The organism is Pseudogulbenkiania sp. MAI-1, assembly GCF_000527175.1.
Taxonomy (GTDB): domain Bacteria; phylum Pseudomonadota; class Gammaproteobacteria; order Burkholderiales; family Chromobacteriaceae; genus Pseudogulbenkiania.
Genome location: NZ_AZUR01000001.1, coordinates 2,861,644 through 2,881,831, shown reverse-complemented (window position 1 = coordinate 2,881,831; position 20,188 = coordinate 2,861,644). Strand labels below are relative to the sequence as shown.

At 65.1% G+C, this 20,188-nt stretch carries 23 protein-coding genes, 1 tRNA gene and 1 pseudogene; 18 read left to right on the top strand and 7 right to left on the bottom strand.

The window, feature by feature from the left end:
• Positions 1-34 precede the first annotated feature (34 nt).
• Genes flgM through PSEMAI1_RS0113425 form a run of 3 tightly spaced genes read left to right on the top strand, consistent with a single transcriptional unit; the run spans position 35 to position 1,465 of the window.
• Entirely contained in the window at positions 35-325 is a 291-nt protein-coding gene (gene flgM, locus PSEMAI1_RS0113435; RefSeq protein WP_232219915.1) for a flagellar biosynthesis anti-sigma factor FlgM, read from the top strand.
• Positions 322-747 carry a flagellar protein FlgN gene (locus PSEMAI1_RS0113430; protein WP_024303375.1) on the top strand — a complete coding sequence of 142 codons (426 nt, stop codon included), beginning with the start codon at positions 322-324 and terminating at the stop codon, positions 745-747. The genes flgM and PSEMAI1_RS0113430 overlap by 4 nt, the downstream gene beginning before the upstream one ends.
• Entirely contained in the window at positions 734-1,465 is a 732-nt protein-coding gene (locus tag PSEMAI1_RS0113425; protein ID WP_024303374.1) for a glycoside hydrolase family 73 protein, read from the top strand. Before PSEMAI1_RS0113430 ends, PSEMAI1_RS0113425 begins: the two co-directional genes overlap by 14 nt.
• A 124-nt stretch (positions 1,466-1,589) precedes the next feature.
• On the opposite strand, the gene flgA is transcribed toward PSEMAI1_RS0113425, so the two are convergent.
• Complete coding sequence (flgA, locus tag PSEMAI1_RS0113420) at positions 1,590-2,201, bottom strand: flagellar basal body P-ring formation chaperone FlgA (protein WP_232219914.1); 612 nt, start codon at positions 2,199-2,201, stop codon at positions 1,590-1,592.
• 244 nt (positions 2,202-2,445) lie between these two features.
• Between flgA and PSEMAI1_RS0113415 the strand changes: the two genes are divergently transcribed.
• The 14 genes from PSEMAI1_RS0113415 to PSEMAI1_RS22225 all read left to right on the top strand — a co-directional run bounded on the left by PSEMAI1_RS0113415 (position 2,446) and on the right by PSEMAI1_RS22225 (position 12,762).
• Positions 2,446-2,805: a flagellar basal body protein gene (locus PSEMAI1_RS0113415; protein ID WP_024303372.1), complete on the top strand. Its 360-nt coding sequence runs from the start codon at positions 2,446-2,448 to the stop codon at positions 2,803-2,805.
• Between the two features lie 3 nt (positions 2,806-2,808).
• Positions 2,809-3,231 carry a flagellar basal body rod protein FlgC gene (gene flgC / locus PSEMAI1_RS0113410; protein WP_024303371.1) on the top strand — a complete coding sequence of 141 codons (423 nt, stop codon included), beginning with the start codon at positions 2,809-2,811 and terminating at the stop codon, positions 3,229-3,231.
• Entirely contained in the window at positions 3,231-3,911 is a 681-nt protein-coding gene (locus PSEMAI1_RS0113405; RefSeq protein WP_024303370.1) for a flagellar hook capping FlgD N-terminal domain-containing protein, read from the top strand. The genes flgC and PSEMAI1_RS0113405 overlap by 1 nt, the downstream gene beginning before the upstream one ends.
• A 12-nt stretch (positions 3,912-3,923) precedes the next feature.
• Positions 3,924-5,114, top strand: coding sequence for a flagellar hook protein FlgE (locus PSEMAI1_RS0113400; protein ID WP_024303369.1), 1,191 nt, complete (start codon positions 3,924-3,926; stop codon positions 5,112-5,114).
• A gap of 15 nt (positions 5,115-5,129) precedes the next feature.
• Positions 5,130-5,855, top strand: coding sequence for a flagellar basal body rod protein FlgF (locus PSEMAI1_RS0113395; RefSeq protein WP_024303368.1), 726 nt, complete (start codon positions 5,130-5,132; stop codon positions 5,853-5,855).
• An 18-nt stretch (positions 5,856-5,873) separates the two neighbouring features.
• The gene (flgG, locus tag PSEMAI1_RS0113390; protein WP_024303367.1) at positions 5,874-6,662 is read left to right on the top strand and encodes a flagellar basal-body rod protein FlgG; all 789 of its coding nucleotides are present in this window, start codon (positions 5,874-5,876) and stop codon (positions 6,660-6,662) included.
• A complete protein-coding gene (gene flgH, locus PSEMAI1_RS0113385) occupies positions 6,659-7,303 on the top strand; it encodes a flagellar basal body L-ring protein FlgH (RefSeq protein ID WP_024303366.1) in 645 nt (214 codons plus the stop codon). The genes flgG and flgH overlap by 4 nt, the downstream gene beginning before the upstream one ends.
• Before the next feature lie 8 nt (positions 7,304-7,311).
• On the top strand, positions 7,312-8,418 hold the full coding sequence (locus PSEMAI1_RS0113380) for a flagellar basal body P-ring protein FlgI (protein ID WP_024303365.1): 1,107 nt from the start codon (positions 7,312-7,314) through the stop codon (positions 8,416-8,418).
• Between the two features lie 11 nt (positions 8,419-8,429).
• Entirely contained in the window at positions 8,430-8,882 is a 453-nt protein-coding gene (locus PSEMAI1_RS0113375) for a flagellar rod assembly protein FlgJ (protein ID WP_024303364.1), read from the top strand.
• A gap of 16 nt (positions 8,883-8,898) precedes the next feature.
• On the top strand, positions 8,899-10,266 hold the full coding sequence (gene flgK / locus PSEMAI1_RS0113370; protein ID WP_232219913.1) for a flagellar hook-associated protein FlgK: 1,368 nt from the start codon (positions 8,899-8,901) through the stop codon (positions 10,264-10,266).
• Positions 10,267-10,276: 10 nt separating this feature from the next.
• A complete protein-coding gene (gene flgL / locus PSEMAI1_RS0113365) occupies positions 10,277-11,188 on the top strand; it encodes a flagellar hook-associated protein FlgL (protein WP_024303362.1) in 912 nt (303 codons plus the stop codon).
• 13 nt (positions 11,189-11,201) lie between these two features.
• Positions 11,202-12,236, top strand: coding sequence for a hypothetical protein (locus tag PSEMAI1_RS0113360; protein ID WP_024303361.1), 1,035 nt, complete (start codon positions 11,202-11,204; stop codon positions 12,234-12,236).
• Positions 12,237-12,332: 96 nt separating this feature from the next.
• A tRNA-Asn gene (locus tag PSEMAI1_RS0113355) sits at positions 12,333-12,408 on the top strand.
• A gap of 195 nt (positions 12,409-12,603) precedes the next feature.
• Positions 12,604-12,762 (top strand): hypothetical protein, encoded by a 159-nt coding sequence (locus PSEMAI1_RS22225; RefSeq protein ID WP_232219912.1) that lies wholly within the window; start codon positions 12,604-12,606, stop codon positions 12,760-12,762.
• 165 nt (positions 12,763-12,927) lie between these two features.
• Here PSEMAI1_RS22225 and PSEMAI1_RS22525 read toward each other — a convergent pair.
• The 3 genes and pseudogenes from PSEMAI1_RS22525 to PSEMAI1_RS0113340 form a co-directional block, all read right to left on the bottom strand.
• Positions 12,928-13,956 (bottom strand): annotated as a pseudogene (locus tag PSEMAI1_RS22525) (recombinase family protein); the annotation flags it as partial.
• Positions 13,957-13,965: 9 nt separating this feature from the next.
• A complete protein-coding gene (locus PSEMAI1_RS22040) occupies positions 13,966-14,460 on the bottom strand; it encodes a hypothetical protein (RefSeq protein ID WP_198019622.1) in 495 nt (164 codons plus the stop codon).
• A gap of 192 nt (positions 14,461-14,652) precedes the next feature.
• Entirely contained in the window at positions 14,653-15,684 is a 1,032-nt protein-coding gene (locus tag PSEMAI1_RS0113340) for a tyrosine-type recombinase/integrase (RefSeq protein ID WP_051460225.1), read from the bottom strand.
• Between the two features lie 170 nt (positions 15,685-15,854).
• On the opposite strand from PSEMAI1_RS0113340, the gene PSEMAI1_RS21835 reads away from it, so the two are divergent.
• Positions 15,855-16,052 (top strand): hypothetical protein, encoded by a 198-nt coding sequence (locus tag PSEMAI1_RS21835; protein ID WP_198019621.1) that lies wholly within the window; start codon positions 15,855-15,857, stop codon positions 16,050-16,052.
• A 125-nt stretch (positions 16,053-16,177) separates the two neighbouring features.
• Here the strand turns inward: PSEMAI1_RS21835 and PSEMAI1_RS0113335 are convergent, their stop codons facing one another.
• The 3 genes from PSEMAI1_RS0113335 to PSEMAI1_RS0113325 are packed head-to-tail and all read right to left on the bottom strand — an operon-like array spanning position 16,178 to position 20,187.
• Complete coding sequence (locus PSEMAI1_RS0113335; RefSeq protein ID WP_024303358.1) at positions 16,178-16,441, bottom strand: hypothetical protein; 264 nt, start codon at positions 16,439-16,441, stop codon at positions 16,178-16,180.
• A gap of 12 nt (positions 16,442-16,453) precedes the next feature.
• On the bottom strand, positions 16,454-17,326 hold the full coding sequence (locus tag PSEMAI1_RS0113330) for a DNA adenine methylase (RefSeq protein WP_024303357.1): 873 nt from the start codon (positions 17,324-17,326) through the stop codon (positions 16,454-16,456).
• Positions 17,326-20,187 (bottom strand): toprim domain-containing protein, encoded by a 2,862-nt coding sequence (locus PSEMAI1_RS0113325; RefSeq protein WP_024303356.1) that lies wholly within the window; start codon positions 20,185-20,187, stop codon positions 17,326-17,328. Before PSEMAI1_RS0113325 ends, PSEMAI1_RS0113330 begins: the two co-directional genes overlap by 1 nt.
• Position 20,188 lies beyond the last annotated feature (1 nt).

The window sequence follows — 20,188 nt, the reverse complement described above, 5'->3', positions numbered from 1 at the left end:
CGGTCGTCTTGTCTCAATAGACAGACGAATTGCATTGACGAGGCCTACCATGCGCATCACTCCCCAACGCCCGGAACGTCGAGAGGTCGGCAACGCCGACCGCACGGCCAGTTCCACCAGCACCCCAGTCCCCCGTCCGCAGCAGCCGCCCGAGGCGCGCGGCACGGCGGTGCTGGAACCGGCGCTCGCCTCGCTGCGCGAGATGCCCGATGTCGATCTCGACCGTGTCGCCGAGGTCAAGGCTGCGCTGGCGCGCGGTGAGGTCAAGTTCGATCCGCAGCGGCTCGCCGATCTGATCGACCGCTACCATGGCGGACGCGGATGAGCCGTGAAGCGAGTTTCCGCCAGCTCCTGGGCGACATGCGCAGCGATCTGGCCGACTACCAGCAACTGGAAACCCTGCTCGAACAGCAGTTCCGCGGGGCGTTGAGCCATGACGCGGCGAACCTCGCCGACACCGGCGAGCAGATCCTGACGCTGGCCGGCCGGCTCGATGCGCGGCGACTGACGCGGGTGGAACTGGCAGCCCGCCTGCTTGGACGTGAGCGGCGCCTGTCGATCGAGGAAGTGCTGGCCCAGTTGCCCACCGCACCGCGCCAGGCGTGCGAAGCGCTGTGGGCCACGCTGCGCGAGCGTGTGGCGCATTGCAAGACGCTGAACGAGCGCAACGGCCGGCTGTTGACGGCGCAGCACGACAGCATGGAGCGCGTCCTGTTCGGCGAGAAGGACATCTATGTTCCGCTCTGAATTCCCCACTTCGGCTCCCGGCTTCGACGCCGCCTGGCGCGAGGTGGCCTTGCCGTTGCCGGTGGCGGGGCAGGGGGATGGTTTTTCCTCGCTGTACCGCCAGACGCGCCAGGAAGTCGTCGACTCCATCGAGCGCGGATTCGCCCCCGCCGAGACCATGGGGATGGCGCTGTCGCCGGAAGGCGCCTGGGCGCGCCAGCGCAGCGTCGAGGCACTGGCGGCAGCGGCGGAGGACGGGGGTGCCGCCGCGCCGGGCGAGTCTCAGCAAGCCTTTCTCGAGCGCATCGCTCCCTACGCCCGCGAGGCTGGCGCCCGGCTGGGCGTCGCCCCCGATCTGATCGCCGCCCACGCCGCGCTGGAGTCCGGCTGGGGCAAGCGCCCGCTCGCCGGAACCGACGGCGGCGACAGCCACAACCTGTTCGGCATCAAGGCTGGCGCCGGCTGGCAGGGCGAGGTGGTGGCGGCGCTGACCACCGAGCACGAAGCGGGCGTCGACGTGAAGCGCACCGAACGCTTCCGCGCCTATCCGGACATGCGCGGCGCCTTTGTCGATTACGCCGAGCTCCTGGCCGGCAATCCACGCTTCCGTGGCGTGCAGGGTGTCGGTAGCGACGCCGCGGCGTTTGCCCAGGCGCTGGTGCGGGGCGGCTATGCCACCGATCCGGACTATGCGAGCAAGCTGACGCGGGTGGTAGCGTCGATCCGGGCCGGTAGCTGAGAGAACCTGTTCTTCCTCTTTTGCATACGGCTCTTATCGAGTTCGGCTTTTGTGTCCGCTACGCGGACGCTGTTGAGGGGCGGTGCTGACCGCCACCAGGCAAGGGGGGCCTCCGGCCAACCCCTCACTCCGGCACCACCCGCCCGGCCTCGCTCACCCGGGCGCGAACGGTCTTGCCGCTGCCGACGTTGCGCACGCGGATGAGGTCGTTGCGGCGGCCGTTTTCCAGCGCCTCGCCCGGCGCCGTCACCACGATCTCTTCCTTGCTCGCCACGATTTCCACTGCCTCTCCGCGCCGCACCAGCAAAGCGGCTTCCAGCAGCTTCTTGCGCAGCGGCTGGCCGCGCCGCAATGCGCTGCGGCTCATCAGGCCGACGGCCTCGGCCGGGCTGTGCAAGCCTTCCTCCAGTTCGTACAGCGGGCGCCGCGCCCACTCCACGTCGTCGGCGGTCAGCGGCCTGCCGGTCTCGAGGTCGCGTGCAGCGACCAACTGGCGGGCGCTGAGCTCGACGCGCACGGTATACACGGCGCTCCAGCCCTGCGGCGCCGGGCAGCGCACGGCAAAGCGCAGGCGCGACAGTGCCGTGGTGTCCTGAGCTTCCACTTCCAGCGGCAAGCGGCAGGCCGGCAGCGTGGCGGCCTCGCGCGGCGGAATCGGCGTGAGGCGGCTCTGCGCCTGCTCCAGCCCCGCCTTGGCCGTGGCGCCGTCGAGCCAGCGCCGGGCGCTGTCCAGCACGGCGTTTTCTGCTTCGCGCCCGGTTTGCGCAAGGGCATCCTGAACGGCAAATAGCGGAAGAGCCAGAGGCAGCAGGGACAACAGGCGGAAGGGAGGGCGAGGGGGTGTGAAAATTGCCATTCGGTCGGGCTTGGTAATTATTACATGTACGTAGGGGTTGCCAATTAATTAGTATCGCCTTTCAAGTAAGGCGGCTATTAGAAACATGGCCTTTCTATGGTATTGAACCGAATCGGGCGTGGCAATGGGCATTCATTTCGACAAGGCGCTGAACATCCACCCGGAAGCATTGAAGCTGCGGGCGGAGCGCACCAAGGTACTGGCATCGAACATCGCCAATGAAACGACCCCGGGCTACCAGGCGCGCGACGTCGATTTCCGCACCGAGCTGGCCACGGCAGCGGAAGCAGCGGATTTCCCGCTGGATGGCGGCGCCGGCGAGCTGCTCTACCGCGTGCCCAACCACCCCTCGCGTGACGGCAACACCGTCGAACTGGGGGTCGAACAGGCCGAGTTTTCCCAGAACGTTTCCGAATTCCAGACCAGCCTGACCTTCCTCAACATGCATTACAAGGGTCTGGCCAAGGTCATCGCAGGGCAATAAACCATGTCATTCAGGGACATTTCCCGCATCGCCGGCTCGGCCATGACGGCCCAGACCGTGCGCCTCAACACCGTCGCCAGCAACCTCGCCAACGCCGAATCGGCCGCCGGCTCGGAAGGCGCGGCCTTTCGTGCGCGCAAGCCGGTGTTCGCCACCACCTACCGTGGTGCCGACGCGGACGGCAACTGGCAGGGCGCCGGGGTGCAGGTGCTCGACGTGATCAAGAGCGACAGCCCGCTGCGCAAGGTGCACGAGCCGGACAATCCGCTGGCCGACGCCGACGGCAACGTGTTCTACCCCAACGTGAACCCGGTAGAGGAAATGACCGACATGATGTCGGCCTCGCGCGCGTTCCAGACCAACGTCGAAGTGATGCTGCGGGTGAAGACCATGCAGCAGGACCTGCTCAAACTGGGAGAAGGCTGATGGCAGTCAGTAACACGCTGTTGAACGACAGTAGCACTACCTCGGGCCAGGCCACGACGGTGGCCGCCAACGGCCAATCGCAGCTCGGCTCCTCCGACATGTTCATGACGCTCTTGATGGCGCAGATCAAGAACCAGGACCCGCTCGATCCGGCCGACCCCAGCCAATTCGTCAACCAACTGGTGCAGATGAACCAGATGCAGACCTCGCTCGACATGCTGTCCGAGCTGAAGAGCAACGCGCTGCTGCTGCGCGAACTGCAGGGGCTGGGCCTGGGCAATCAGGTCGGCAGCACCGTGCTGGTACAGACCGACACCGTCCAGCTCGACGGCTCGCCGGTCTCCGGCCGTCTTACCCTGTCCGGAGCCGAGAGCCAGGTCACGCTGCAGCTCACCGGCGCCGACGGCAAGCCGCACCTGATTCCACTGGGCTCCCAGCCCGCCGGCGAGGTGGCGTTCAGCATCAAACCCGCCGATTACGGCCTGGCGGCCGGCAGCTACACGCTGTCGGTGACGACCGCGTCCAAGGCGACCCCGACGCTGGAGCTCGCCGCCGTGGTCCAGGGCGTGCGCCTGCCGGTGCAAGGCGGCGAACCCACCCTCACTCTTTCCGGCCTGGGGGATGTCCCGGCCTCCTCGGTATCCCGCCTGCTCGGGAACACCTCGTCCAGCGCCTCGTAAGCGGAGCCTTCCATGAGTCTAGAAATCGCCCTGTCCGGCATCAACGCGGTCAACTCCCAACTGGGCAGCATCAGCAACAACATCGCCAACTCCGGCACCTACGGCTTCAAATCGGGCCGCGCCAACTTCGCCGCCACCTACGCCGGCACCCAGGCGACCGGCGTCGAGGTCGGCTCGACCACTCAGAGCATCGGCCGCAGCGGCGGCACCGTCACCACCGGGCGCGCGCTGGATGCGGCCATCCAGGGCCGCGGCTTCTTCATCACCCACGACGACGCCGGCAGCGTGGCCTATACCCGCGTCGGCATCTTCAATGCCGACAAGAACGGCGTGCTGGTCGACAGCTTCGGCCGGCGCGTGCAGGGCTATGCCGCCGCCAGCGGCTCCACCGGCGGCGCGCGCGGCGCCCTGGGCGACATCACCGTCCCGACCGGCCAGATCGCGGCCAAGGCTAGCGACACCTTGGAGTATGTCGGCAATCTCTCCTCCGGCTGGACGGTGCCGACGGCGGCCTTCGACAAGGACGACCCGACCAGCTTCAACAGCTCCAGCGTCTCCACGGTGTACGACTCGCTGGGCGAGAAGCACACCCTGACCCACTACTTCGTCAAGACCGGCACCAACAGCGTGACGGTGCATTACGGCCTGGACGGCACCCTGCTGGCCGACACCGTGGACCTGACGTTCGATACCGACGGCAAGCTGAGCGCACCGATCGCCGCCAGCACGCTCAATCTGGGCACACCGACCGGCGCCGCGGCGCTGAGCGTGGCGGTGGACTACACCGGCACCACCCAGTTCGCCGGCGACACCACCACCACCGTCAACAGCAGCAACGGCTACGCCTCCGGTACGATGACCGGCCTCAGCCTGGAAGAGAACGGCGACATCCTCGCCACCTACAGCAACGGCCAGAAACAGGTGGTCGGCACCATCGCCCTGGCCAACTTCCCCAACGAAGACGGCCTGATCGCCGTGTCGGCCACCAGCTGGATCGATTCGCCGGCCTCCGGCACGGCACTGATCTCGGCACCGGGCAGCGGCCTGGCCGGCAAGCTCGCCACCGGCTCGCTGGAGCAATCCAACGTCGACATGACCTCCGAGCTGGTCAACCTGATGACCGCTCAGCGCAACTACCAGGCCAACACCAAGGTGATTTCGACCGAGGGCCAGGTCATCCAGGCGCTGATGCAGGCGGTGTAACAGAAAGGACCTGTCATGGATGCGCTGATCTACACCATCATGAGCGGGGCCGGACGCACGCTCCAGGCCCAGCAGGTGCACGCCAACAACCTGGCCAACGCCCAGACCAACGGCTTTCGCGCCGACATCGAAGTGGCCAGCAGCCAGGCGGTGCGCGGTTACGGCTACGATGCACGCCATATGACGCACGCCGAACCCAATGCCGTCGATGGCCGCGCCGGCGTCGTGACGGAGACCGGGCGCGATCTCGACGTGGCGGTCCAGGGCGACGGCTTCCTGACGGTGGCCACCGGCAACGGTGAGGCCTACACCCGCGCCGGCAACCTCAACATCGACGCCAACGGCGCGCTCACCGTCAACGGCCGGCCGGTGCTGGGCGACGGCGGCCCCATCGTGCTGCCGCCCTACGTCCGCGTCGCGGTGGCGGGCGACGGCACGATCTCCATCCAGCCGCCGGGCGAGACCGCGCTGCAGCCGGTGGACCGCCTGAAGCTGGTCAAGCCGACCCGCGAAGAGCTCACCAAGGACGAGAACGGCCTGATCGTCAGCCGCCTGGGTGCCACCCTGCCGGCGGACGAGACGGTGCGCGTGCTGGGTGAGCATTTGGAAGGCAGCAACGTGTCGGCGGTGGAGGAAATGATCGCCACCATGTCGCTCAATCGCGGCTTCGAAATGCAGATGAAGATGTTCAACGCGGCCAACGACATGGTCGAGGCCGGCAACCGCCTGGTACGCGGCTAGGCAACAGAGGGATAAGGCATGAATCCGGCATTGTGGATCAGCAAAACCGGCATCCAGGCGCAAGACGCGCGGCTGGGCGCCATCGCCAACAACCTGGCCAACGTCAACACCGTCGGCTTCAAGCGCGACCGCATGGTGTTCGAAGACCTGTTCTACCAGATCGAGCGCCAGCCGGGCGCCCGGGTGGACGCCAACAACGCCTCTCCATCCGGCGTGCAACTGGGCAACGGTACTCGTTTGCTCGGCACGCAGAAGGTGTTCACCACCGGCAGCATCACCACCACCGGCCAGTCGCTCGACCTCGCCATCATCGGCCAGGGCTTCCTGCAGGTGCAGATGGCCAATGGCGACACCGGCTACACCCGCGCCGGCCAGTTGCAGATCAACGCCGACGGCCAGCTGGTCACCGCCCAGGGCCTGCCCATCGTGCCGGCCATCACCGTGCCGGCCGATGCCACCAGCATCTCCATCAGCGAATCCGGCGTGGTCGCCGCCACGCTGTCGGGAAGCGGCACGCCGACCGAGATCGGCCAGCTCACCCTGGCCAACTTCATCAACCCCACCGGCCTCCTGGCCTTGGGCGGCAACCTGTTCCAGGAAACCGCCGCCAGCGGTGCGCCGACGGTCGGCAACCCCGGCACCGATGCGCTGGGCAAGCTCAAGCAAGGCGCGCTGGAAGGCTCCAACGTGCAAGTGGTGGAAGAAATGGTCGACATGATCGCCACCCAGCGCACCTACGAGATGAGCACCAAGGTGCTGTCCGCCGCCGACAACATGATGCAGTACCTGGCGCAGTCGGTACGATGAGGCGTGCGCTTGCCCTGGCCGCGCTGGCCCTGGCCGGATGTGTCCAGATGGGGCCGCCCGAACCGCAGCCCGAGCTCGATCTGCCGGCGGCCTTGAAAACCCCGCCACGCGGCGTCGGCGGCGGCGTGTACGCGCCGGGTGGCTGGTCGCTGGTGGGCGACCGCCGCGCCTACCGCGTCGGGGACGCGCTGACCGTGGTGCTGGACGAAACCACCCAGGCCAGCAAGAAGGCCGGCACCAGCTTCGACAAGCAATCGGGCGCCAGCATCCAGCCCACCCTGCTCGGCAGCAAGAGCATCAATACCACGGTCGGCATCGACGCCGACCGCTCCTTCGACGGCTCTTCCTCGTCCACCCAGCAGAACGCCCTGACCGGCTCGCTCAGCGTGATCGTGCATCAGGTGCTGCCCAACGGCCTGTTGCTGGTCAAGGGCGAGAAGCAGCTCACCCTCAACCTGGGCGAGGAATACCTGAAGCTGGCTGGCTACGTCCGCGTCGACGATATCGACACCGACAACCGCGTGTCGTCCCAGCGCATCGCCAACGCGCGCATCGCCTATTCCGGCCGCGGCGTGCTGAACGACGCCAATGCGCCGGGCTGGCTGACGCGCTTCTTCACCAGCCCGTGGATGCCGTTCTGAGAAGCCCCATGCCCTACCGTTACCTTTCCCGCCTGATGCTGGTGCTGGTCACCAGCCTGCTGCCGCTTCAGGCCGGCGCCCAGTTGTTGCGCAACCTTGTCAACGTCGAAGGCATCCGTGAAAACCAGTTGATCGGCTATGGCATCGTGGTCGGCCTCGACGGCACCGGCGACAATTCGCAGGTCAAGTTCTCCGGCCAGTCGGTGTCCAACATGCTCAAGCAGTTCGGCATCAAACAGGCCGAAGGCAGCGACACCAAGGTCAAGAACGTGGCGGCGGTCATGGTCAGCGCCAGCCTGCCGCCGGGCTACCGGCGCGGCCAGACCATCGACGTCACCGTCTCGTCGCTCGGCGACGCCAAGAGCCTGCGCGGCGGCACGCTGCTGTTGACGCCGCTGCGCGCCGCCGACGGCGAGGTGTACGCGCTGGCACAGGGCAGCCTGGTGATCGGCGGCCTGTCCGCCCAAGGCAAGAGCGGCTCCAGCGTGACGGTGAACACGCCCACCTCCGGACGCATCCCCAACGGCGCCTCGATCGAGCGCGAGATCCCCTCCGACTTCGAAAGCGGCCCCTCCGTCCGTCTCAGCCTCAAGCGCCCCAACTTCGAGACCGCCACCAATATCGTCAACACCATCAACCAGCGCTACGGCCGCATCGCCAGCACGCGCGACGCCACGTCGGTCGAAGTGCTGGCGCCATCCGACCCGACCGAGCGCGTCGCCTTCGTCGCCCGGCTCGAGAAACTCAACGTCGGGGTAGGGGAGGACACCCCGCGCGTGATCTTCAACTCGCGCACCGGCACCGTCGTCATCAGCCAGGGCGTGACGGTGCGGCCGGCGGCGGTGTCGCACGGCAATCTGCGCGTAGTGATCTCCGAACGCTCCCAGGTCAGCCAGCCCAAGCCCTTCGGCCGCGGCAACACCGTGGTCACGCCGGAATCGGATATCAGCGTGCAGCAGGACCAGGGGCGCATGTTCAAATGGCCGGCAGGAGCCAAGCTGCAAACCATCATCGACACCATCAACAGCACCGGCGCCACGCCGGACGACATCATGGCCATCCTGCAGGCGCTCGACCAGGCCGGCGCGCTCGATGGCGAGCTGGTGGTGATTTGAGGGGGACGACCATGCTGACGAGCGACATCAGGCACCCCGGGACCGGCGCGGACGGGGCTTCGGCCGACTCCGAAGCAGCAGTCCAGCCGCCCTCGGCCGAGTACCGCAAGAAGGCCGGCAAGGCCGCCGAAGAATTCGAAGCGCTATTCATCCGCGAAATGCTGGGCCAGATGCGCAAGACCACGCGCGAGATGGCCGGCTCGGACAGCGTTTTCGCCCAATCCATCAACAACGACCTGATGGATTTCGCCGACGTGGCGCTGGCCGGCCAGCTCGCCCGTCAGCGCATGTTCGGCATCGCCAACGTCATCCTGGCGCAACTGCTGCCGGACGAAAAGGCCAATGGCAATAATGCGTTTAAGGAAAACGCCGCCGAGGTCGCTTCTCTCTCTCAGAAGGCTCCCGAGACGGGCGCCGGCCTGGCGGCCTTCGCCACGCCGCTTTATCCATTGAACCGCAACTAGCCACTCGACCATGCGCATGATCCAGAACGCGCTGTCCGGCGCGCTGGCCGCCCAGGCCGCGCTCAACACGGTCAGCCAGAACCTGTCCAACCAGATGACGGACGGCTACTCGCGCCAGGGCGTAGTGTTGTCGGCCATCGTTCCGGGCGCAGGCGACCGCCTCGGCGCCGGCATGGGCGTCGACGTCACCGCCATCCGCCGTTTCAGCGACGACTACAAGAACCTGCAAATGTGGCAGGCGGCAGCCGGGCAGGGCGAACTCGCCGCGGCACAACCCTACTTCGCCCAACTGGAGCAAGTGATGGGCAGCGACGGCACCAGCCTGTCGGCCGGTCTCGACAAGTTCTACAGCGCGCTCAACGCCGCCAGCGTCGAGCCGGGCTCCATTCCCCTGCGCCAGCAAGTGATCAGCGAGGCCGACGCGCTCTCGCGCCGCGTCAACAATCTCAACGACGTGTTCGCCGCCCAGCAGGCCTCGCTCAATGAGCAGCGCACCGCCACGCTGGCGCAGATCAACACCATCACCCGCGCCATCGCCGAACTCAACGGCAAGGTGGTCGATGCCTCCGCCTCGGGGGTCAACGCCTCCGGCCTGCTCGACGAGCGCGACCGCCAGATCGACGCCTTGGCCGCGCTGGTCGACGTGCGCGTGAGCCAGCAGCGGGACGGCAGTCTCACCGTCACGCTGCGCGGCGGCCAACCGCTGGCCGTCGGCGACACCTCGGCCGAACTTTCCACCCGCACCAATGCCGACGGCTCGCAGACACTGACGCTGCAGTTCGCCAAGGAACGCTTCACGCTGCCCGACGACAACCTGGGCGGCCAGCTGGGCGGCCTCAACCAGTACCAGAGCGAGGTGCTGCAACCGATGGTCGACGCGGTCCGCACCCTGGCTGGCGAACTGGCCACGCGCATGAACAGCCAGCTCGCCAGCGGTTACGACCTCTCCGGCCTGGCCGGCAAGGATCTGTTCGCATTCGACCCGGCCAGCCCCGACGGCATGCTCCAGGTGTCGGACATCCAGGCCGCCGAACTGGGCTTCTCCAGCGACCCCGCCAAGCCGGCCAACAGCGACAACCTGCTGGCGCTGATCGCCATCAAGGACCAGGCCATCGCCCTGGCCGGCCTCGGCACGGTCACCCTCAGCGACGCCTATGCCCAGCTCACCGGCCAACTGGCGATCGACAGCCAGCAGAACAAGGCCGGGCTGGAAACCGCCAAGGTGGTGCGCGGCGAGGCCGAGAAAAACTGGAAATCCACCAGCGGCGTCAACAGCGACGAAGAAGCGATCAACCTGGTCGAATTCCAGAAGATGTACCAGGCAAACATGAAAGTGATCGCCGTCGCCAACGAGCTGTTCGACAGCACGCTGGCCGTTTTCTGAGGAAGCCCCCATGCGCGTAGCCAGTAACCAGTTTCAAGCCTCGATGAGCGCCGCCATGCAATCGGCCAACAGCCGGCTCGCCGACCTGCAGCAGCAGATGTCCTCCGGCGACCGCCTGCTGGTGCCGTCCGACGACCCGATCGCCAGCGTGCAACTGCTGCGCCTGCAGCGCGAGGAAGCCGCGCTGGATCAGTACCGCGACAACATCGGCGCGCTGCGCTCGCGGCTCTCGATGAACGAGTCCTACCTCGACAGCATGAGCAAGGACATCATGCAGGCGCGCGACCTGCTGGTCTGGGCCGCCGACGGCGGCAATACCGCGGACGACCTGCGCGCCATGTCGAGCTCGCTCGCGAGCCTGCGCGACAGCCTGTTCTTCTCCTCCAACACCCAGGACCAGGAAGGCCGCTACCTGTTCTCCGGCACCGCCAGCGCCACCCAGACCATCGTCGTCGACAGCACCCGGCCCTCCGGCAGCCGCTATGGCTACAGCGGCAATACCGACCGTCAGAAGGTGGTGGTGGGGCACGGCGTCACCCAACCCGCCAACGTCACGCTGGAAGACATGGCCGATCTGCTCAACCTGCTCGACCAGACCATCGCCACCCTGCAAGATCCGGCCCTGGACGCCGCCGATCCCGCCGTGGGCCTGATCGTGCGCCAGACGCTCGACGGCACCGATGCCGCGCTGAACGACCTGGGGGCCAAGATCGCCGAGTTGGGCGGAGCGCAGAACACGCTCCAGATGATGGACGACAACCACGGCAACGTCAGCCTGGCCAACCAGCAGAGCATCGCCGACCTGGGCAACCTCGACTACGCCGAGGCCTCGATCAACATGAACAGCTACCTGCTGGCGGTGCAGGCCAGCCAGAAAGCGTATGGCAAGATCAGTGCGCTCACCCTGTTCGACGTGATCTGAGGCCGGTCCGACCATGAACTCCCTGATCTCCTCGCTCGACTCCGCCGGCAGCCGCACCCGCCGCAACAATGCCGGCAGCGTCGCGCCGGCCCCCGCCGCCGACACCCGCGCGACGCCCCTGGCTTTGCCGGAGGCGTCCACGCCGCGCGGCCCCGCCGCCAGCGGCTGGCGCTACAGCAACCAGCTGAACGAACAGCTCACCTCGGCCCAGCGCGCCCTGGGTTTCGTCGACGGCCTGACCGGACAGCTCGAACAGCTCAAGACCGACCTCAGCCAGCAACTGACCCAGCGCCGCATCGACCGCGAGGGCCTGGAGGCGAAGATCGACCGCTTTGCCGAAGCCCTGAGCCAGCGCCATGCGCAAAGTGGGGGCAGCGTCGATGGCAATCTGCGCTTTCACCTGGCGGCGGACGCCCGGCAGAATTTCACCGTGCGCGGGATGGAGCTCGACAACCTGCGCAAGGGCAGTCCCGAAACGCTCGCCCTGTTCAGCGGCGAGCGCGGCACGGCAGCCATGTCGCTCAGCGTCGGCGGCGACATCAGCGAAGATGACATCATGCGCCGCCTCAACCGCACTCTGGCGCCCTCGGGCATCCGCCCCTTCGTCAACGACGACGGGCAACTGAGCTTCTCGGTGGCCGAGTCCGACTGGCCGGCCATCCGCGACCGCCTGACGGTGCGCGGCGGCGGCATCCGCTTCCCCTCCGGCCAGCCGCAGCGCGTCAAGACGGTGGCGGAGTCGGAACGGCTATCCAGCAGCGACTGGCAAGTGGCCGACCACGCCAACGTGCGCCAGACCCTGCAGCGCGTCGTGAGCGCGCTCTCCCAACTACGTCAGGCGCACAGCGCCATCGCCAGCGCCATCGAGGAAGCGCGCCACTCCATCGACCAGTTGTCGCGCATGGGCGAGCAGAGCTGGGCGGAAGAGTTCGTAGCCGACTTCAACGCCCGCTTGAACCAGTCAGGCGATTATCGCTCCTTCCTCGACGTCGTCCCGGCCTTGCTCGGCCTGAGCCGCTACCGCGTCATTTCCCTGCTCAGCATCTGAGCGGAGCCATGTCGCCAAGCGATTTGCAATAAAAAATACACGGAATCGCTTGACGGACGAATTTTCAGCAAATATAATTATTTTCTCTTCAGATGTTCCCTGATAGCTCAGTTGGTAGAGCGACGGACTGTTAATCCGCAGGTCGCAGGTTCGAGCCCTGCTCGGGGAGCCAAGAATTCGAGCTGTGAACCACTGGTTCACGGCTCTTTTCATTTGTGCCAATGATCCGCTCGGGTCGATATTCCATTTCCACGTCAGCTTCATTCAACACAATGCGGTCAATGAAATGACCCATCAGCAGCCGTAGTTTTTTCGCATCAGGGGTGTTATTCAGCACGCCGATCATCGTATCGGTGGCGTTCTGGATTTGCTCATCGGTGACATCGAATACCGGGCTCTCCTCGGCCTCGATCGCGGCCAGTTCCGCTTCCAGCTTCTTGATGGTGGCGTTGATTTCGCGCAGCCGCACGGTCAGATCGCCCAGGTTGGGCGCGTCCTTGCCGTGCAGCTCGAGGATGTCGAATAGGTTCTGGCGGCGCTTGTTGGCATCCTTGATCTGCCGGAGGACGGCATTAGCACGTCGCTCGCGGTCTTCCTGGTCGCGGCTGGTCAGCTCGTGCACCTCGGCGACGACCTCGCGCATGCGCTCCGGGGTGAGCACGCGCTGAATGATGGTGTTCATCATCCAGGTGTCAAAGTCGCCGGCCGCGATCCGGCGGCTACGGCAGCCGCCGCCTTTCTGGGATCGGCTGCAGTTGTAGTAGTGGTAGATCTTGGTTCGGCCAGTGGCGCTTTCGGTCTGCATGGCGGCGCCGCATTCGCCGCACCGCAGGATGCCGGTGAAAACAAAGGTGCTGTGGGGGCTGCCACCCTCTGACGTTGGCGAGCGGCGTCTGAATTCCTCGCGCACCAGGGCATAGTCTTCCTCGCTGACGATCGCATCGTGGGATTTCGTCATGATCCACTCGCTTTCCGGCTTTTCCCGCTTCTGCTTGTCCATTCTGTTGAAGGCGATGAACCCGGCATAGACGGGGTTTTTCAACAGATTCGTGATGTGCCCCTTGGTCCACTTTAGCCCGCGATAGGTGAATCCGCGGTCATTCATGTCCATGGCGATCAGCTTGCAGCCTAGCCCGGTGATATACATGCGGAACATCTCTTTCACGATGACCGCTTCGTCTGGCTGGATCTGCAGTTGCTTGCGTTTGCCGTCCGTCGTTACTACCAGGTAGCCGTAGGGGACATGACCGCCGTTCCAGTAGCCGTCCCTGGCGTTCTTGAGCATCGATCGGCGGGTGTCGCGGGACACCTGCCGACTGTAATGCTCGTCCATGATTTCGAAGATCGACTCGCTGAACCAGCCTTCATCTGTTTCGTTGTCGATGTTGACCGACACATAGACGACCTTGGTGCCGCCACCCTCCAGCAGCTTCTTATGGCTGGCCGCGTCGAGCTTATTGCGGGCGAAGCGGGAGGTATTCCAGACGATGAAATAGTCGATGTCGTAGGACTCGCAAAACTTGATGGCGTTTTGAAACGCCGGCCTGTTTGCGGTGCGCCCGGAAATACCGTCGTCGCGGAATACCTTCATGACGACCGCCCCCATTTCAAGGGCCTTTTTCTCGGCCTGCTCGATTTGGCTGTCGATCGAAATGCCCTCGTCGGCCTGGCGCGCCGTGCTGACGCGGGCGTAGATAATCGCGGTCTTATTCTTCTTCATGTTCTGATTCTATTTGTTATTGATGATGCGTTTTATGTGTTTCGGTTCGAGTTTTTCACATAGTCCCTCAGCCAAGCGATAGTGAATCTGCTTGGGGTCGAGTCCAGCCTGGGCCAGTTGCTTGATGTATAGGTTGCGCTGGAACATCTGGTAAGAGCGGTACCGGCGCAGGTTGATCTCGAGGTTGCCCTTGACGTGGTGGAACTGTTCCTCGGCGTCCAAAATGCGCCACATGGCCAGGAAGGCGTCCATGCCGATCTCTTCGGCGACGCGCTGCCAGGTGGCATTCATGCCCATCTGGCGCAGGTGATCCAAGCGCGGATCGCGCGCGATTTTTTTTTGGGAAGCCCCTACCTGAAGTTGGGAAGGAGTGCAGTTATCCAGGTACCCACCCCCCTGTGGGGTGGTGGTCGGAGCGCCTTGCCGACCCCCCACCCCTGGCAGGGCGGAGAGGCCGACAGCGGCGCCCCTTGCAATTCCCATCGTGTGACTTCGCTTTTCCATATCGCTGACCCCCTTGTGATGCCCGTCCCTCCGTAGGACGACTTCGCTTTTTGACAGAATGCGAAGTGGGGACAGGCACAGTCTGATTTCCGATTTAGCCCGTTTTGAGGGTGACTTTGCGAAACCGCTGCAGGCCTCTCTCCACGGCGTGTCTACCCTGTGATTTAGTTCCGCCACTATGACTTGTAAGAATCAGGGACCACGACGGGCGCGTCCTTGTGGCTTGCTCCCCATCTCGCCCAGCAGCTGGCTGACTGGCGTGGTGACCTTGGATAGCGGGTTGGCCTGGTCGACGCTTCGGGTCAGCTTCCTGAACGCCAGGTGGGTGTAAATGGCGGTCGTCTTCGGGTCCTGGTGGCCCATTAGCTTCTGGCGCTCGAGCAGATCGATGTCGCCCTCGGCTAGCTCGGTGCCGAACAGGTGGCGCAGGGCATGGGGGTTGAGCTGGTCCTTGGGGATGCCGGCCGCCTCGCCGTGGCGCTGGATCATGGCGAACACCCCGCGCGTGGAGAAGCGGCGGCGCTCGCCGTAATATTCGTGCGGGGGGCAGCGGCGGTTTCGGGTGGTGACGAACAGCACGCGGTCGCCGTTCGCGGTCTCCCGGTGGATCGCCTCGAGTGCGGGGTGCTCCAGGTACACGCGCAGCAGCAGATCGGCCTCGCGCGGCACCGGGATCAGGCGCTCCTTGTCGCCTTTCTCGGTCGGCTTCAGGGCCAGGCGTGGCTCGCCGCCCTCGGCCAAGAGGGAGGCGATGTTCCCCTCGTTCAGTTTCACAAGGCCGCCGACGCGCAGGCCGCAGCCCAGCAGCAGCGCCAGCATGGCCGCGTCACGCACGCCCTCGAAGCTGTTGAAGTCCGGGGCCCACATCAGGCGCTCGGCGTTGTCCAGGGAGAGCACGCGCGGCAACTTGCCCGGCCGGCGCGGATAGGGCACGGCCTGGGCGGGGTCGCGGCCGGTCAGCCCACGCACGGCCGACAGGTAGCGATACAGCTCGCGGATGCAGGCCACGTAGGGGGTGCGGCTCACCGGGGCCAGCTGCAGCGTCTTATGCAGGTAAGGGCCGCAGAAGGCCAGCAACTGGTCGCCGTTGACCTCCAGCGGGTCGCGGCCGTCCAGCCAGGCCTCATAGCGGGCGAGGATGTCGCGGTAGGCCTTCACCGTGCGATCGGCGACGGCATCGTTTTCAGCTTTGAAGAGAAGGAACTCTTCGAACAGTCGGTTCATGACTCTCTCCAGGGGGACACAGGCAGATTTACCTGTGGAACTGTGGATTTCCCCCGATGGTAGCGAGAAACCCAATAAAAACAAGGCATTGGTGATGGTTTTTGCCCACGAAAAACCTGTGGGAGCTAATCAAAACTTGTGGCTTAAAAAATAGGCAATGGTCTAAACCCGTGGATTCCCCTCACCCCTTCCTTTCTCCGCTTTCTTTCTCTTTCTTCTTGTTTTTTAAAGAAAAAGAGAAAGAGAAAGGGGCCGAGCCGGAAAACGGCCAAGTGGAAAAAAGAGGGCAATCCGTGGAAAACGGAAGTGATTCCGTGGAAATTTTCGGGAAACTGTGGATGGTGATTTCTCATAAATCAATGACTTAGCGGCAAGATGGGCCGAAATCCACGGGTTTTTTTCGGCACTGCGCTACCCAATGGCGGGAACCGTCTCCGGGCCCAAAAAAACCGCGCCGTTCTCGGGCGCGGTGTCGATCGGGCGGCCGGCGGGGCTACAGCTCGCCGTCCCAGTCCTGGAGGAAGTCGCGGGCGGCATCGATGGCGGCGGCCGGCGAGCCGTACCAGCCTAGGATAGGGATGCCGCGTACCAGGGCGCGGTGCTTGGTGCTGACGGCGTTGGGGTCGCCCACGCGCTTGGTGCCGTCAAGGAAGCCCTGGCTCTCGGTGATGATGGGATAGCCCTGCAGGTAGGCCTGGCGCTCCGCCGGCGTCAGGGCGGCGAACTGCTCAAACGTCAGTGTGGCGGTGGTTTGCATGGTGATGTCCTTTCAGAAAAGCGAAGTCGCGTAATCAGAGCGCGCGAAAAGCCCGGTACCGTGAAGGGCACGGCTACAGGCGGGGTTGAGCCAAACAACCTCTTGCCGTATGGCGGTGCCGCGGCCGGCGCTGATGCGTGCCCCTGTCGATCGTGTTTCCCACCCGCCCAGAAGCTCGCTGTAAAGCTCAGAAGGATAGCCGCTCAGGACCACCATGCCTTCCAGGCTGCGAAGCGCTTGCAGCAGCTCGATGTGGTCGTCGTCGGCCATTTCATGGCGATAACAGTTGGTATTCCGTGATTGCATCACTCGGGTGGAGTGCAGATACGGCGGGTCGACAAAGTGCAAGGTGTCCGGCCCATCGTGGGCGCGCATCACTTCCATAGCAGGCCTGTTTTCCACTAGGACGCCCGCAATTCGCTCGCCAGCTGCGGCAAGAGCTGCGGGGTAGTACGCCCAAAGCTGTTGGGCTGTGCCGTACTCGCGTTTGGTGTCGATACGGAAACCCGTGGTGCCCTTGGTTGCTCCAGCCGAGCCGAACCCCATCTGCGCCCGGATGCACAGGCGTCGTGCGCGCTCGATCGGTTCCTCGGCTGGTTCCCAGGCCTGTTCGAACTCGTCACGGTGGTAGGGGGTGAGCGTCACGGCCTCGATCAGCTGGGCGCGAGTGACTGGGTCGCGCAGCAGCTGGAAAAAGTTGCTGACCTCGCTGTCCAGGTCGTTGTAGACCTCGGCGTAGACACGCGGCTTTTGGAGGAGAACGCCAGCGGCGCCGCCAAACGGCTCCACGTAGGTCTTGTGATCCGGGAAGAACTGCATGATCCACTGCGCCAGGCGGAACTTGCCGCCGTGGTACCGCAAAACGGGTCGCTTGATCTCGTTCATCAATAGGCTCCCCGATCGATCACCGGCGCCGCATGCAGCCCCAGCTGGGCCAGCTTGCTGATGCTGATGGCCACCATGTGGCCCTGGCGCCCGCGGCGGATGGTTTTCTCGCAGTCCGGATCCACTACCACGCCGCTCTGAAGCAGCTGGCGCTTGAAGATGCGGCCTGTCTTGACGGGGAGATGGTCGAACTTGGCGCGCAGGTGTGGCGCCGTGGACAGGTGATCCATCACGTGGGACGGCATCACGAACAGACATTCGTTCTCCTCCCCATCGGCCACATCCGCCAACCAGTCCTTGTTGTCCTGCTTCTTGGCTGCCAGCTTGCGGCCGTCGATCGCATGGTCGCCCCAGCAATAAGGATGATCGAAGCGCTGGGCGGCGAGCTCCGACAGCAGGATCTCCATGATCCACACCCACGGCAGGCGGGTGCCGTCGGTGTCGGCGATGTGGGCGTTCATCTCGGCGATGATGTCCTCGAGGAAGTCGCCCTGGCCGATGTCGATGCCGGCGAACTCCGTCAGCAGCGCCCAGGCGGTCATGATCGCGGCGTAGTTCTCCATCATCCGCTTGGCGGTGGCGTCTCCTTCTCCGGCACGGCCGCGCTGCTGGCAGAACGCCACGTAGCGCTTGTGGGTGTCACGAATCCGCGCAGGGTCGACGCTGGCCAGGAACTGCAGCCACTCCCACACCGGGAATTGCGGCAGCTCGTGCGGGATGATGGCGCCCTGTTTGGCGACCGACAGCGAGGAACGGCAGATCTTGGACTGCAGGCTTTCCACGTCCACCTCTTCGCCGGCCAGTAGCACCGGGGCACACATCAGGTAGGGCGTCAGGGTGGCGCCGACGCGGGTAAATTCGGAACGGTAGGTGGACTGCAGCAGGCCGTCGATGTCGGACAGGATGGACTTCGGCAGCTTGGAGAATTCGTCCCAGCCCACCGGGTGGGTGGTCCACGACACCGATGCCCGGCGCCGGTGGTCGGTCTTCAGCATCTGGCCGGACAGCACCTGGAAAGCCAGCGTGGCCTGCATGCTCTCCAGCAGCTTGGATTTGCCCGAGCCCTTCTCGGCCTGCATCTGGAAGTGGGGATAGAAGCCCAGCACGTTCTTCAGGTGCGCGCCCAGGCCCCATACCAGGCCGATGGCGGCGGCGTTTTCCTTGAAGGTCGCCTGATAGGCGGCGATCACCGCGCGGGCGTTCTGGGTGGAGCCGCGGGGAAAGCTCATGTTGTTGTAGAGGCACTGCTTCTGCGGCTCGACGAAAAAGCAGTCGTTGCCCTCGAGGGCGGCCAGCTCTTCACCGCGCCAGGCGAGCCCGACGAAGTTCACCACATCACGCGCAGCCAGATCGGCCGATCGCTCCAGGATGTTCACCATGCGGGCGAACTTGGCCGGGTTCCAGATGTGGCCGAACTTGGCCTTCCACCATTCCAGGTTGTAGAGCTTGTCTCCGGTCACCACCTCGCGCTGCAGGTGGGAGCCGTTGCGTGCCAGCTGGCAGCTGATGCCGAACACCGTTTCGGGTTGGTTGTCCGGCATGCCGTTGATGGTTGCCAGGTGCGACTGGATCCGCAGTCGGGATAGCCCGGCCACGCGGAATGAACACAGGTCGCCGAAGTCCTCTCTGGGTGGCAAGGCACTACCATCATCGTCCTTCCGTTCTTTGAACTCCTCGACGTACAGGGTGAAATCGTCCAGGCAGCGAAAGCGCCAGTACACCGCCAGATCATGCCCCTGCAGGAATACGCGCCGGCGGCCCTCGAGCTGGTGGCGCCGATCGGCGTCGACCGACGGCTGCCCCGGGATCAGCCATTGGTCCAGCTTCTTCAGCCGGATCCGCAGCTCCTCGGCGCCGTGGTCGCGGAGCACGTCGTTGATGTCCTCGCCTTCTTCCCAGTCCAGCATGTCCACCAGGCGGTTGGCGATATCGCAGGCGGTCAGAGCGTCGGCCACCTTCCAGGCCGCTTCCATACCCGGGCGGGTGCGGTATTTCTCGTCCAGGCGATCGCTGTGGTCCATTGCCACGATCACCTTTTTTCCGCGCGCCCAGCTCCAGTCGATGTCGGTGTTGGACACGCCGAGGATCGCCACCGCGGCGACGCCGGGGTAGTTGGCCAGGGCGGTCTCGATCGACAGCGCGTTGATCGGGCTTTCTACCGCATAGACGGTGTTCGCCCGCTTCAGTCTGGCGAGGTCGGACGTCCACACATGGCCGCGTTTGTCGCCCTGGCACTGGGTCTTCACGTCGCCGTTCAGGGCCGGGTCGAGGTAACGCATGTCCACCGCCACCACCTTGGCGCCGGCCAGGCTGCGCACGATGAAGGCCACCCCCGGGCCGCCGTGGCCGGGCTCGCCCTCGGGCACCTTGGTCGAGGTCCAGGTGTTCCAGCCGATGCTGCGCCGGCGGATGGCGCTGCGGATCACTTCCTCGCTGATGCCTCGCCCCGTCAGGTAGGCGACGGCCGGCTCGGTATCCTTCAGGCAACGGTCGGCGATGTAGTCCGCCGTGCTCTTGCGCTCCGGTACCGCGCTCTTTTCCCGGCTGGGGCGCGGGATGGCGTACCACTCGCCCAGCAGCTTGGCGGCTTCCATCGGATCATTGGCGCGGCCGGCGTAGATCACCAGGTCGATGGTGGTGCCGCCGATGTCGGCGGCGTGGTCCTTCCAGCCGTTGCCGAATTTGGGGTGGTTGTCGTAGATCGACAGCGAGGGGTGTTTCTCTTTGCGTGACGGCGAGAAGTAGTTGCCTTCGCGGCCATGGCGTTGCATGTCCAGGCGGTCGGCCAGGTCGTGCAGGTTGATCTCGCTCTTGAGGCGAGCGAACCATTCCCCCATGGCGGGGTTGTTGTTGGTACTCATG

Excerpts from the sequence above, each read along its gene's own strand:
- flgC (WP_024303371.1), top strand. The coding sequence starts at position 2,809 with ATGTCATTCAGGGACATTTCCCGCATCGCCGGCTCGGCCATGACGGCC.
- PSEMAI1_RS0113375 (WP_024303364.1), top strand. The coding sequence starts at position 8,430 with ATGCTGACGAGCGACATCAGGCACCCCGGGACCGGCGCGGACGGGGCT.
- PSEMAI1_RS0113425 (WP_024303374.1), top strand. The coding sequence starts at position 734 with ATGTTCCGCTCTGAATTCCCCACTTCGGCTCCCGGCTTCGACGCCGCC.
- PSEMAI1_RS0113430 (WP_024303375.1), top strand. The coding sequence starts at position 322 with ATGAGCCGTGAAGCGAGTTTCCGCCAGCTCCTGGGCGACATGCGCAGC.
- PSEMAI1_RS0113380 (WP_024303365.1), top strand. The coding sequence starts at position 7,312 with ATGCCCTACCGTTACCTTTCCCGCCTGATGCTGGTGCTGGTCACCAGC.
- PSEMAI1_RS0113325 (WP_024303356.1), bottom strand. The coding sequence starts at position 20,187 with ATGAGTACCAACAACAACCCCGCCATGGGGGAATGGTTCGCTCGCCTC.
- PSEMAI1_RS0113415 (WP_024303372.1), top strand. The coding sequence starts at position 2,446 with ATGGGCATTCATTTCGACAAGGCGCTGAACATCCACCCGGAAGCATTG.
- PSEMAI1_RS0113340 (WP_051460225.1), bottom strand. The coding sequence starts at position 15,684 with ATGAACCGACTGTTCGAAGAGTTCCTTCTCTTCAAAGCTGAAAACGAT.
- PSEMAI1_RS0113360 (WP_024303361.1), top strand. The coding sequence starts at position 11,202 with ATGAACTCCCTGATCTCCTCGCTCGACTCCGCCGGCAGCCGCACCCGC.
- PSEMAI1_RS0113400 (WP_024303369.1), top strand. The coding sequence starts at position 3,924 with ATGAGTCTAGAAATCGCCCTGTCCGGCATCAACGCGGTCAACTCCCAA.
- flgH (WP_024303366.1), top strand. The coding sequence starts at position 6,659 with ATGAGGCGTGCGCTTGCCCTGGCCGCGCTGGCCCTGGCCGGATGTGTC.
- PSEMAI1_RS22040 (WP_198019622.1), bottom strand. The coding sequence starts at position 14,460 with ATGGAAAAGCGAAGTCACACGATGGGAATTGCAAGGGGCGCCGCTGTC.
- PSEMAI1_RS0113330 (WP_024303357.1), bottom strand. The coding sequence starts at position 17,326 with ATGAACGAGATCAAGCGACCCGTTTTGCGGTACCACGGCGGCAAGTTC.
- flgG (WP_024303367.1), top strand. The coding sequence starts at position 5,874 with ATGAATCCGGCATTGTGGATCAGCAAAACCGGCATCCAGGCGCAAGAC.
- flgL (WP_024303362.1), top strand. The coding sequence starts at position 10,277 with ATGCGCGTAGCCAGTAACCAGTTTCAAGCCTCGATGAGCGCCGCCATG.
- PSEMAI1_RS0113395 (WP_024303368.1), top strand. The coding sequence starts at position 5,130 with ATGGATGCGCTGATCTACACCATCATGAGCGGGGCCGGACGCACGCTC.
- PSEMAI1_RS0113405 (WP_024303370.1), top strand. The coding sequence starts at position 3,231 with ATGGCAGTCAGTAACACGCTGTTGAACGACAGTAGCACTACCTCGGGC.
- flgK (WP_232219913.1), top strand. The coding sequence starts at position 8,899 with ATGATCCAGAACGCGCTGTCCGGCGCGCTGGCCGCCCAGGCCGCGCTC.
- PSEMAI1_RS0113335 (WP_024303358.1), bottom strand. The coding sequence starts at position 16,441 with ATGCAAACCACCGCCACACTGACGTTTGAGCAGTTCGCCGCCCTGACG.